Annotated in this window: 14 protein-coding genes; 3 read left to right on the top strand and 11 right to left on the bottom strand. The window is 70.1% G+C overall.

The features are described 5' to 3' along the window. Positions 1-38 precede the first annotated feature (38 nt). Positions 39-2477, top strand: a complete 2439-nt coding sequence (locus NS2_RS08935) for a thiamine pyrophosphate-dependent enzyme (protein ID WP_081985767.1) — start codon at positions 39-41, stop codon at positions 2475-2477. A 334-nt stretch (positions 2478-2811) separates the two neighbouring features. Continuing rightward, complete coding sequence (locus NS2_RS08930; protein WP_033086847.1) at positions 2812-3753, top strand: M56 family metallopeptidase; 942 nt, start codon at positions 2812-2814, stop codon at positions 3751-3753. 40 nt (positions 3754-3793) lie between these two features. Here NS2_RS08930 and NS2_RS08925 read toward each other — a convergent pair whose 3' ends face one another. The 8 genes from NS2_RS08925 to NS2_RS37260 all read right to left on the bottom strand — a co-directional run bounded on the left by NS2_RS08925 (position 3794) and on the right by NS2_RS37260 (position 8059). Beyond that, a complete protein-coding gene (locus tag NS2_RS08925; protein WP_033086846.1) occupies positions 3794-4171 on the bottom strand; it encodes a BlaI/MecI/CopY family transcriptional regulator in 378 nt (125 codons plus the stop codon). A 167-nt stretch (positions 4172-4338) separates the two neighbouring features. Next, positions 4339-4743: an ACT domain-containing protein gene (locus tag NS2_RS08920; protein ID WP_230464373.1), complete on the bottom strand. Its 405-nt coding sequence runs from the start codon at positions 4741-4743 to the stop codon at positions 4339-4341. A gap of 68 nt (positions 4744-4811) precedes the next feature. Further along, entirely contained in the window at positions 4812-5102 is a 291-nt protein-coding gene (locus tag NS2_RS08915) for a response regulator transcription factor (protein ID WP_052086193.1), read from the bottom strand. Then, positions 5063-5245: a hypothetical protein gene (locus tag NS2_RS08910; protein ID WP_052086192.1), complete on the bottom strand. Its 183-nt coding sequence runs from the start codon at positions 5243-5245 to the stop codon at positions 5063-5065. The genes NS2_RS08915 and NS2_RS08910 overlap by 40 nt, the downstream gene beginning before the upstream one ends. Before the next feature lie 42 nt (positions 5246-5287). After that, entirely contained in the window at positions 5288-6064 is a 777-nt protein-coding gene (locus NS2_RS08905) for an enoyl-CoA hydratase-related protein (protein WP_036551967.1), read from the bottom strand. 16 nt (positions 6065-6080) lie between these two features. Further along, positions 6081-6494 (bottom strand): galactose oxidase early set domain-containing protein, encoded by a 414-nt coding sequence (locus NS2_RS37270; protein WP_228102829.1) that lies wholly within the window; start codon positions 6492-6494, stop codon positions 6081-6083. Next, positions 6473-6979: a Kelch repeat-containing protein gene (locus NS2_RS37265; RefSeq protein WP_052086190.1), complete on the bottom strand. Its 507-nt coding sequence runs from the start codon at positions 6977-6979 to the stop codon at positions 6473-6475. The genes NS2_RS37270 and NS2_RS37265 overlap by 22 nt, the downstream gene beginning before the upstream one ends. A gap of 9 nt (positions 6980-6988) precedes the next feature. Beyond that, on the bottom strand, positions 6989-8059 hold the full coding sequence (locus NS2_RS37260) for a Kelch repeat-containing protein (protein WP_228102830.1): 1071 nt from the start codon (positions 8057-8059) through the stop codon (positions 6989-6991). A gap of 135 nt (positions 8060-8194) precedes the next feature. Between NS2_RS37260 and NS2_RS08895 the strand changes: the two genes are divergently transcribed. Next, entirely contained in the window at positions 8195-8617 is a 423-nt protein-coding gene (locus NS2_RS08895) for an Rv1352/Rv1906c domain-containing protein (RefSeq protein WP_052086188.1), read from the top strand. A gap of 92 nt (positions 8618-8709) precedes the next feature. Here the strand turns inward: NS2_RS08895 and NS2_RS37255 are convergent, their stop codons facing one another. The 3 genes from NS2_RS37255 to kstD form a co-directional block, all read right to left on the bottom strand. Next, a complete protein-coding gene (locus tag NS2_RS37255) occupies positions 8710-9216 on the bottom strand; it encodes a hypothetical protein (protein WP_228102831.1) in 507 nt (168 codons plus the stop codon). Beyond that, a complete protein-coding gene (locus NS2_RS37250; RefSeq protein ID WP_228102832.1) occupies positions 9201-9815 on the bottom strand; it encodes a DUF5685 family protein in 615 nt (204 codons plus the stop codon). The genes NS2_RS37255 and NS2_RS37250 overlap by 16 nt, the downstream gene beginning before the upstream one ends. 251 nt (positions 9816-10066) lie before the next feature. After that, complete coding sequence (gene kstD, locus NS2_RS08885; protein WP_036551969.1) at positions 10067-11743, bottom strand: 3-oxosteroid 1-dehydrogenase; 1677 nt, start codon at positions 11741-11743, stop codon at positions 10067-10069. Between the last annotated feature and the right edge of the window lie 34 nt (positions 11744-11777).

Raw genomic sequence — 11777 nt, 5'->3', positions numbered from 1 at the left:
ATCGGGAAGCTGATCTGGATCAGTGGTTTCGCACGGAAGTGGCCGCGACGACGCCGGGGACCCCTCGCCCACCGCAGGACACCATCGACGCCGCCGGGGCGCTGACCGGACAGCGATGCCTGGAGCTGTTCGAGGCGCAGGTGGCGTCGCGGCAACTGGATCTGGCCGCACGACGGCTGACCCGGGAAGGCCACGGCTACTACCGCATCGGATCCTCGGGACACGAGAGCAATGTGGCGGTGGCGGCCGCGCTGCAGGTGACCGACCCGGCGCTGCTGCACTATCGATCGGGCGCGTTCTTCGTGCACCGGGCCCGGCAGGTGCCCGGACTCGACCCCATCCGCGATGTCATGCTGGGCGTCGCCGCCGCGGCCGCCGATCCGATTTCCGGTGGGCGGCACAAGGTATTCGGCAGCAAACCCGCCCACATCATCCCGCAGACCTCCACCATCGCCTCGCACCTGCCGCGCGCGGTCGGGCTGGCCTTCGCCATCGAACGCGCCGCGCACCTGCGGCTGCGCTGCGACTGGCCCGCGGACTCGGTGGTGGTGTGCAGCTTCGGCGACGCCTCGGCCAATCACTCGACCGCCACCGGGGCGATCAATACCGCGATCCACACCGCCCACCAGAACGTGCCGGTACCGATCCTGTTCGTGTGCGAGGACAACGGCCTGGGCATCAGCGTGCCCACCCCGCGCACCTGGATCGAACAGGCCTACGGCGCGCGGCCGGGCCTGGCCTGGTTCGACGCCGACGGCGCGGATCTGCCCGCGGCGCTGGCGGCGGCGACCGCGGCCGCCGAATACGTACGCGCCCACCGCAAACCCGCGTTCCTGCGGCTGCGCACCGTGCGACTGCTGGGCCACGCCGGATCCGATGTGGAATCGGCCTACCGCCGCCCCGGCGAGATCGCCGCGGACCTGCGCCACGATCCGGTCACCGCCACCGCCCGGCTGCTCATCGCCACCGGCGTGGCCTCCCCCGCCGAGATCACCGGACGCTACGACGAGATCGCCGCGCAGGTCGCCGCGGCCGCCGAAAATGCCTGGAGCGCACCGAAACTGACCTCCGCCGCCGCGGTGATGGCATCGCTGGCGCCCGCCCGGCCGACCGTCGTGCGCACCGATGCGCTGCGCGCGGTCCCCAATACCCTGCGCACGGGGACGGAGGCCGCGCGTAGCGGTACAGACACGGCGCGCAGCGGTACCGACACCGCGCGCAGCGGCACGGACACGTCGCGCAGTGGCACGGACAGCCTGCGGAGCGGTCCGGACACCACGGTCAGCGGCGCGGACGCCCTGCGCACCGGCACGGACACAGTGCGAAGCGGTGCGGACACCGCGCGCGGCAACGCCGAGACCGAGCCGAACGGCGCGGTCGCCGCCAAGCCCGCCGCCGATACCGCTGCCGGGCAGTCGAATTCGGGCCAGGGCGAGGCGCCCGCCGCGTCGGGCGAGCCGCTCACCCTGGCTCAGGCCGTGAATCGGACCTTGGCCCAGTTGCTCACCCGCGATCGCGACATTCTGGTCTTCGGCGAGGATGTGGGCCGCAAGGGCGGCGTCTACGGCGTCACCAAGGGATTGCAGCAGAGCTTCGGTGTGCGAAGGGTTTTCGACACCCTGCTCGACGAGCAGAGCGTGCTCGGCACCGCGCTCGGGGCGGCGCTGGCGGGGTTCGTCCCGATTCCGGAGATCCAATACCTGGCCTACGCGCACAATGCCGAGGATCAGCTGCGCGGGGAGGCGGCGACGCTGTCGTTCTTCTCCGGAGGCCGCTACCGCAATCCGGTGGTGGTGCGGATCGCGGGCCTGGCCTATCAGAAGGGCTTCGGCGGGCACTTCCACAACGACAATTCCCTTGCCGCGCTGCGGGATATCCCCGGCCTGGTGATCGCCACCCCCGCGCGCGCCGACGACGCGGCCGCCATGCTGCGCACCTGTGTGTCGGCCGCGCGGGTGGACGGGCGGGTGTGCGTGTTCGTGGAGCCGATCGCGCTGTATCACACCCGCGACCTGTACCGCGCCGGCGACGGCGCCTGGCTGGCTCCGATTTCCGGTGTGCGCCATGCCGATATCGGCCGCGCCCGGGTGCACGGCACCGGCGCGCATCTGACCATCGTCAGCTTTGCCAACGGCGTCCCCATGAGCCTGCGGGTGGCCCGGCGGCTGGCCGCGGACGGCATCCACGCGCGGGTGCTGGATCTGCGCTGGCTGTCCCCGCTGCCGACCGAGGATCTGCTCGACCACGCCCGCGCCACCGGACGGGTGCTAATCGCGGACGAAACCCGCCGCAGCGGCGGCATTTCCGAGGCCGTGTGCACCGCCCTGATCGACGCCGGATTCGACGGCCGCCTGGCCCGGGTCACCAGTGCCGACAGTTTCGTGCCGCTGGGTCCCGCGGCGTCGACGGTGCTGCTGGACGAGGCGGCGATCGAGTCCGCCGCCCGCGCACTGCTGGCCGCGCCCGCGGTCCGGTGACCGCGGGTAGGGCCCGGCCTGCTCGCGGAAGCACCGGGCCCCACCCGCCGTCGACGCCGGTCCGGTCGGCGTCCCGGTGCCGTCGAGCGAACGACACCCGGCTTATCTAGGTATCAACTACGTAGTTACGTAGATACCGGAGATTCGCCGCCGACCACAAGTACGCGCGGCGGATTCACACCTTTTTCACATCCGGACCGGGCGGCCGCGACGCACGGCCGTGGCGGCCGCCACACCACTTCGGGAGTAAGTCTGCCCTCAGTTTTCCCCTCTACACTCGAGGGTCAGTCCAAGGGAGGATCCGAATGCGAGCAGCCCGATCGCGGGTGTGGCCATGAGCGTCGCCGTCTGCCTGATGCTCTACGGCTTCGCGGTCGCCGTCCTCGCACCGCGGCTGCTTCGCAGGCTCAGCGTCGAAGGGACCGCGCCGCGCATGGCCGTGGCCGCCTGGCTCGCCGCCATGGCCTCCACCGTGCTCGCCTGGACGATCACCCTGACGATCGTCATCATCGACCTTGTCACCCACCGGATCTCGCTGTTCCCGGTCCGCTTCATGGACAGCTGCCTACTGCACCTGCACGACGCCGCCGTCGGCCACTACGGCGGCCCGCTCCAGATCGGACTGCTGGCGCTGTCGGGATTCGCCACCGTCGCAGCCGTTCTCGTCGCCTTCCGCCTCGGCGCCACCCTGCTGCGCCTGCGCCGCCACACCCTCGAGCACGCCCGCATGGCCCGCCTGGCCGGCCGCCACCATCCCGACCTCGACGCCGTCGTCCTCGAGGTCGATCAACCGGCCGCGTATTGCGTTGCGGGCAAACCCCATACGATCGTCGTCAGCCGCGGTGTCCTCACCGTGCTCGAGGACGACCACCTCGGCGCGGTCCTGTCCCACGAGCGCGCACACCTCGAGGGCCGCCACCACCTGCTGCTCACCCTCACCCGCGGCCTGGCGACCGCGCTGCCGCGCGCCGATCTGTTCACCGTCGGCGCCTCCGAGGTGGCCCGGCTGCTCGAGATGCTCGCCGACGACGCCGCCGCGCGCATCCACGGCCGCGCCACCGTCCTGCAGGCCCTGCTCACCCTCTCCGAACTGCCGAGCCCGCCCGCGACCGCCGAGGCCGCACTGCTCCCCCGAATGCGCCGGTTGTCCGAGCCCGCCGCCCCACCGCGCCTGCACACCCGCGTGGCCGCCACCGCGGCGGCGCTCACCGCCGTGGCGATTCCGGTGGCCGCCATCGTCGCGACGATCATCGGCATCGAGGTCTGCGCGACCTAGCCGAGCGGCCCGCCACGACGGCGAGCGGGTTCAGCGAGGGCTAGCGAAGTTTGGAGCGCGCGAGTTTGCGCAGGGCCGCGCGCAGTCCCTCGGATTCCTCGGCGCTCATCTGCTCCACGAAATGGGCCAGCACCAACTCCGAACGGCCGCCGCTGCCGAGTGCCTCCCGCATCAGCCGGGCGCCGTACTCCTCACGACTGAGCGTTGGCCAGTAGCGGTAGGCCTTGCCCACCCGCTCGCGTTCCAGCCAGCCCTTGCGGTGCAGGTTGTCCATGGTCGACATCACCGTGGTGTACGCGATATCGCGCTCCCCGGCCAATTCATCGAACAACTCTCGGACCGTCGTCTTCTCGGAACGATCCCAGATGCGTTCGATCACGACCGCTTCCAGATCTCCGAAACCTCGCGCACTCGCCACTGACGCCTCCTCACCTCACGGCTCAGCACTTACCGCGCCGGGCGCCGGGACGCGCCCGTACATACGTTCTACGTACGTAGACAGTATTATCCTGCACCCCGGAGACAATCGGCGCAAGCCGACCGAATCACCCACTCCGATGCGTATTTTCCACGCCCGACCCGCGACTACTCCGCGATCCGATGCCCCGCGTCGCGCAGTACGGCCGACGCCTCCTCCAACCGGTGCGCCGGAACCAGCACCAGATCCGCGTGATAGGTCGACGCGACGAACACCGGGATGGCCGACTCTGCCAGCGGGCCGATCAACGCCGCCAAGGTGCCCGGCGTATCCAGACCACCCGCGTCGACACCGTAGAAGCCCTGCCAGATCTCCCCTTCGGCCCAGGCCGGCGCTTCTCGAATCACGGTGAGCCCCTCCGGGGCACGCACCAGGGCGATCCACTCGTCGTCCTCGGGGAAGGTCGAATTCGGCAGATGGTCGAGTGCGAAGTGCGACGGGACGATCCGCAGGCGTTGCGAGGCGGTCATGGCGACATCGTAGGCGGCACGGGCGACACCTCGATGATCCATGTTCAGATTGCAATATCTACAGACTAAGATAGCTGACGACGCTACCTCGGCCTGCTCCCCCGACCGGCTCAGCGCGCGAGTCCCGTGCGGTGCGCATACGCGATGGCCTGGCCCCGGTCGCGCACGCCGAGCTTGGCGAACAGCGAATTGATGTGCGTCTTCACCGTGCTGACCCCGATGAACAGCTCCCCCGCGATCTCGGAGTTGTTGCGCCCCTGAGCCATCAGCCGCAGCACGTCGCGCTCGCGATCGGTGAGGTCGACCGGCGGTTCGGGCGGGACGTCCAGCGGCATCCGGTGCGGCGCGAGCGGATTCGAGATCAGCGTCTCGAGCTGCCCGTCGCGGCCCCCGACACGCACATCGGCCCGGATGTTCCCAGCGCCAGCAGCAGCCCGAACCACAGCGGCTCGCTCAGCAGGCCGAGGGCGACGAAAATGGTGACCAGCGTGGTGATTCCGGACCCCACCGACTGAGCCACGGTCAGCCCGCCGCCGATGGCCATGCCGGTGTGCCACTCGACGACGCTGGGAGGTGGGGCGCCGGGTCAGTCGGTCCAGATGGGGTGGCGCTTCTCCAGGAAGGCGGCCATTCCCTCACGGGCGCCGGGCAATTGGGAGGCGGCGGCCATGACTTCGCGGGCGAGGGTGTACGCGTCGGCCTCCGGGCGGTCGAGTTGGGCGTAGAGGGTGCGCTTGCCGAGGGCCTTGCTGGCGCGGCTGCCGCGGGTGGCGCGGGCGAGGAGGTCCGCGACGGCGGTGTCGAGATCGGCATCGGGGACGGCGTAGTTGATCAAGCCCCAGTCGACCGCGGTGCGGGCGTCGACGACATCGCCGGTGAGTGCCAGTTCCATCAGGCGCTTTCGGCCGATCGACCTCGCGACCGGGACGGCCGGGGTGTGGCAGAACCAGCCGCCCTTGCCGCCGGGCAGGGCGAAGCCCGCGGATTCGGCGGCGATCGCCAGGTCGCAGGAGGCGACCAGTTGGCAGCCCGCGGCGGTGGCCAGGCCGTGCACCCGCGCGATCACCACCTGCGGGACCGACTCCAGGGTGGTCATCACCTGCTGGCACAGGGTGAGCAGGTCGCGCACGCCGAGCAGGTCGCGGGCGGCCACGTCGGCGAAATCGTGGCCCGCGCTGAAAACCGGTCCGGCGGCGGCCAGCACGATGCCGGTGGCGTCGGTGTCGCCGGCGGCGCGGAAGGCGGCCAGCAGTTCGGTGAGGTGGTCGGCGGACAGGGCATTGCGGCGATCGGGGCGGTTCATGGTGACGGTGATGGTGTCGCCGTCGCGTTTGACGAGCAGGTGCCGGTACTCCGCGGTCATGGGACCACGGTAATCCTCACACCGGTGATGGCGTCGGAGGATTCAATCGCAACCAGTGGCCGGTCGAGGGAATCCCGTTGGTGTCCACCACGACCACGAGATACCAGCCCGGTGGGGCGAGCGCGGGGCTCGAAGGCGTGGAGACGGTGAGCGTGCCGGGCGCGGTCGCGGTGATCGGCAGGTCGATCAGGCGCTGGGTGTTGTCGCGGGAATGGGTGCAGGAGGTGGGGTGCATCAGGCTCGCCTCGCGCACGGCGGCAGTGGTGGTCAGGGTACGTGATGCGCCGTATTCGACGGCATCCGTGGATATCTCGAACTCAGGTCGCGAGCCTTTGAAAAGGTATGGCGGCCAGAATATTTCGATGCGCAGTTTCTCGGTCTTGCGCTGCGGGTTCGACCCGGCGGTGATCACCTTGCCGTCCTGGGCCACCAGGGCCACCGAGTGGTACAGGCGGGCCACGCGTTGCGGCGCGGTGGGCGACCAGGTTCCGGCGGCGGGTCGTAGAGCTCGGCGTTGGGTGGTGCCATGTCGGCCATTTCCTCCATGGCCGAGCCGCCAGTGGCCAGCACGGTGCGGTCGGGCAGGATCACCGCGCACACGTGCATGCGGGCGTAGGCCAGGGGCGGTCCGGCCCGGTAGGCGGGTGCGGCGGCGGTGCGATCGACGATGCGGGTGTCGGCCGAGGCGGCGCCGGGACCGTGCGGGTCGACCCGGCCGCCGCCCATGATCATGACCTGCTGGGCCTGCGCGGGCGGCAGCAGCACACTCGTGGATTGATTGCGCGATTCCGGGTCGTAGAGTCCGGGCACCTCGGTAACCGTGCCGGTGGCGGTGTCCCAGATCGAGGGGCGCATGCCGTTGTCGGTGCCGTACTGGCCACCGGTGTAGAAGACCCGACCGTCGGCCAGCAGCACCAGGTGCGCCTACATCGGAATCGGCCCGGGCACCGGCAGATTCGACCAGGACATGGTCGCCGGGTCGAAGATCTCCGGGGTCTCGGACAGGAAGCCTTCCTCACCGAGACCGGAAACAGCGAGCACCGCACCGTTTTTCAGCGCAGTCAGCGTCGGATACCAACGGCCGTAGGACATATCGGGCTGGGCGGTCCAGGTCAGCGTCCGGGGATCGAACAGCAGGGCGTCGCGCAGGCCGTAGAACGGGTCGTACTGTCTGGTGCCACCCACCGCCAGCAGGCGGCCGTCGGGCAGGAACGCCTGTCCGGTGCAGAACAGGTCGATGGGTGTCACGGGCGCGGCCAGCCCCGGGTTCGGGTAGTGCCAGACGCGGGTGCGGAAGTCGTGGGCGTTCAACCGATCCGGGTCGTTGCCGGATCCGGCGAAGAACAGCACATCGCCGGTGTACAGCAGGGCGGCGTGCACCGGATTGATCTCGGTGCCGAAATCCAGTACGCGCCAAGTGCCTTCGGTGGCGGCGGTGTCGAGATCGGTGTCGAGGTCGAGCGTGCGCAGGTATCCGGCACTACCGTCACGCGGGTGGTCGATGGTGCACACCGCGAGCCGGGGCAGGCCACCGGTGCCGGGCAGCGAAGCTATTGCCGCGCCTTCGTTTTCCTGAAATCCCCAGCCGGGCACCTGTGACCATCGACTCCACCCGTCCACACAGTGACCGCTGCCGTCGAGCCCCCAGCCGATGGTGTACAGCCCGGCGTTCCCGTTCTGCGGATGATCGACCGCGAACACGATCAGCTCCGGCCGTCCGTCCCCGTCCAGGTCGGCGACGGTCATGCCCGCGCCTTGGTTCTCCCAGCCCCACCGGTCGGGCACTTCCAGCCAGGGTCCCCACTGCCCGACCGTCCCGTCGGCGGCCAGGCCGTGGCCGACCCGGTAGTTGCCGGTGTTCTGGCCGGGCGGGTTGTCAACGATCAGGATTACCGCGTCGAGGGTGCCGTCGCCGCCGAGATCCGCGATCGCCAGGCCGCAGTCCTGATTGTCGGCCGAGAACCAATCCGGGATGGGAACGAATTGTCCTGCCACATTCGCCATCATGATCGCCCGCGCGGATTCCGGCATTGAATATCCAGATTGTCCGGGTTACTGAAAACGCTCCCGGTGCACCGTCTCAGCCATTACCCTCCGAAACGCTCTCATTTCACACACTGAGGAAGCGCTATGAAGAAGACAATCTGGGCCAATGGCCTCGCCGTGACCGCGGCCGCCCTGCTGGCGAGCACCGGTACCGCGAACGCCGCCCTCCCGACCTCCATGGGCAGCGACTCCACCTTCAAGGTCGGCGTCGACATCCAGCCCGGCGTCTACAAGACCACCACCGCCCTCGGCGTGTGCGCCTGGGCGCGGCTGTCGGCCACCACCCCCGGCGCCAATGCCACCATCGAGGCCGGCGGCGCGATCAACGGCACCGTCACCGTCGAGATCAAGCCCACCGACGTCGCCTTCTTCACCAGCGGCTGCGGCACCTGGACGCTGCAGACCACCACCACGACCTCCGGCTCCTCGGGCCTGGGCAGCGGCAGCTCGCTGCTCAACGCGGGCAGCAGCATGCTTTCGGGCGGATCCAGCACGACGGCCAAGTAGTCCCGAGCCGCTGAGCCGTCTACCCGGAGTGGGCGGGTTCATCGACACCGGGCGGGCCGGGCATCACGGTGCCCGGCCCTCGCGGTGAAAGATCAGCAGTCGCAGCAGGATTCCTCGCAGCAGCAACAGCTCTCCTCACAGCAGCAACAACCCTCGCCGCAGCAGACACAGCCCTGGCAACACGGCAGGCAGCAACCGCTGCGGCGGCGCGCAGGCCCGTAGTAGCCCGGCCCCGGGCCGTAGCCCGGCGGCGGACCGTATCCGGGCGGCGGCGGTCCCCACGGGTCGGGGCCGCGCCGACGCCAGCGGCTCGTGGGCGCGATGAGCGCACCGTGCGTGGCGCACGCGGGGCCGTGACCGCCGAAGGTGCGGGTCACCGAGCGGCCCAGCTCATGTTCGAGCAGCTTGTGAATCAGCCGTCCATCGGTGAATTCCACATCGGCCATGGCCAATTCGATACCCAGTAGCGCATCGCCGGACAGCCGGTGCGCCTCGGCCACATCGGTTCCCGTAGCCACCAAGGGATTCCGCTTCCCGTGCGCCAGATCCTGCTCGAGATCCTCCACCGCGTCCACGAGATGGGCTATGCGGCCGAACAATCGGCCAACCTCGGCCAGCGGCGCCTGATTGCCGGGCCGCCAGCCAGCACGGCGGTGTGGCCGAACGCCGTCGCGGTCTCGGTGGGCTCGGTGACCTCCAGCAGTGGGGTGCCGATCACCGCCGCGGCCTCGACCTCCCCCTGGCGGTCCACCGCCGTGACCAGCACACCGGTATCGAAACCCAGTCCCGCGCCGGTGGATTCGCCCTGCCGGGCCCAGCGCCGGGCGATCCGGCGGGCGGCGGGACGGAATCCGGCGGCACCCGCCACGCCGTCGTGATCGTCGGCGTGGTCGCGGACCTTGGCGGCGGCCAGCACCAGGGAGACGGTGGCGGCCAGCCGGACGCAGTCGCCGGTGGCGACATCGGCCCGCTTCATGCCGCGCAGCGGGCAGGGCCCGGCGGCTCGGCGCGTGGGCGACACGGTCGACTGCGCCTCCACCAGGGCCGAAATGATCAGCCCGTCGTAATTGGTTGCCAAGCGGGCGCTCTGACCGTGATCGTCACGCAGCGCGAGACACAGCCCGCACAGTTGCGCCAGCCAAGCCCGCCCGAGTTCCTCGCCCAGCCGATGACGGCAGGGCCGGATGATGCCGAACACACCATCGACGGTAACCCCTGCTCCGCGATTCGTCGCCCGATTCGAGATCAGCCACGAATGGAGGGTGTAGATAGAAAGTCACTGGGCGGCAAGGCCTGCCAATCCCTCCGCCAACCGAACCGACAGCCGAACCGAGCGGTCGACCGCCCATGCCGGGCTCCGCCCGCCGCCACGGACCTCCCCCATTCCGTCGAGTGGCAATCCCTGGAGGGGATTTGACCGAATCGGCCTCCAGGGACTGCCACTGGGCGCTATTGGGCGGCGTGGCGGGCGGAGAGGTAGGCGAAGACCAGGGCGGGGCCGATGGTCGCGCCGGGGCCGGCGTAGGTGTGGCCCATGACGGGGGCGCTGGCGTTTCCGGCGGCGTACAGGCCGTCGATGGGGGTGCCGTCCTCGCGGAGGACGCGGCCGTGCACGTCGGTGACCAAGCCGCCCTTGGTGCCCAGGTCGCCGGGGACCAGTTTCGCTGCGTAGAACGGGCCGGATTCCAGCGCGCCGAGGTTCGGGTTCGGGTGGTTGCGGGGGTCGCCGTAGTAGTTGTCGTAGGCGCTGTTGCCGCGGCCGAAGTCGGGATCCGCACCGGCGGCGGCGAATTCATTGAAGCGGGATACCGTCGCTTCGAATTTCTCGACCGGGAGGCCGAGTTTCTCGGCGAGTTCGGGGAGGGAGTCGGCTCGGGTCAGCGCGCCGGACTTGAACCAGCGGCCGGGCAGGGGCTGACGGGGTGGGACGCCCGCGAACTGGTAGCGGTTGCGGTAGCGCTGGTCGAAAATCAGCCAGGCGGGCAGGTTTTCGCCGGGGCCCTCGCCCTGGCCGTTGACGCCGCCGTACATGCGGTGGACGGCCTCGACGTAGGGCAGGCACTCGTTCATGAAGCGTTCGCCGCGGGCGTTGACGACGACGCTGCCGGGCAGGTTGCGTTCGGCCAGGCAGAACCAGGCTTCGCGCGGGAGCGGGATGGATGGCCCCCACCAGGCGTCGTCCATGAATTCGACCGCGCCGCCGACGGCTTGGCCCGCGCGGATGCCGTCACCGGTATTGGCCTTCGCGCCGACGCTCCAGTCGGTGCCGATGGGCTGGCGCTGGAACTGCTTGCGCATCACCTCGTTGTGCTCGAAGCCGCCCGCCGCGACGACCACCCCGCGCCGGGCGGTGAGCACCTGCTCGCGGCCGTCACGCAGCACCACCGCGCCGGTGACCCGGCCGTCCTCGGTGCACAGCTCCACCAGCGGAGTGTCCAGCCACAGCGGCACATTCGCCGAGATCAGGCCCGCGCGCAGCATGGCGCTGAGGGCTTGCCCCCGGGCGAGCACCCGGCGGCGCAGCACCGTGGCCACGAGCCACCGGCCCGCGATTCCGATGGCGGTGAGCGGGCTGCGTGGATTGCGCAGGCCCAGGTGCAGCCGGCGGAATTCGGCCTGGGTCACCACGACGTTCCGCGGCGCCTTCGCGTAATCCGGTTCCAGCGTGTCCAGTTCGGCACCGAGGCCCGTGGCGTCGTAGGGCACCGGCTCCACCGACCGTCCGTGCGCGCGGCCACCGGGCGCTTCCGGGTAGTAGTCGGAATAGCCTGGCACCCAGCGCATTCGAAGCGGCGAATGCCCGGCCAGGAAATCGAAGGCCTCCGGACCACGGTCGAGGAAGGTATCGATCCGCTCCGGCGAGACGCCCGCCCCGACGATGTCCTTCAGATAGGTCCGGGCCGCCTCGAGCTCATCGGCGGGGGCTTCCCGGCGCAGTACCGCGTTGCCCGGGATCCACACGCCGCCACCGGATCGCGCCGTGGACCCGCCCCAGTGGCGCGCCTTCTCGACGATGACGGCCGACAGCCCGTGCCGCGCGGCCGTGAGCGCCGCGGCCATGCCCGCCGCCCCCGACCCCACCACGATCAGATCGAATGTCCCGGCAGTTTCCTTGTCGTCCAACATGTTTCCTCAATCATCGCGTTCTGTTGTATCGCTC

Source organism: Nocardia seriolae NBRC 15557 (assembly GCF_007990715.1).
Classification (GTDB): Bacteria; Actinomycetota; Actinomycetes; order Mycobacteriales; family Mycobacteriaceae; genus Nocardia; species Nocardia seriolae.
This window is presented reverse-complemented; position numbering and strand designations above follow the sequence as displayed.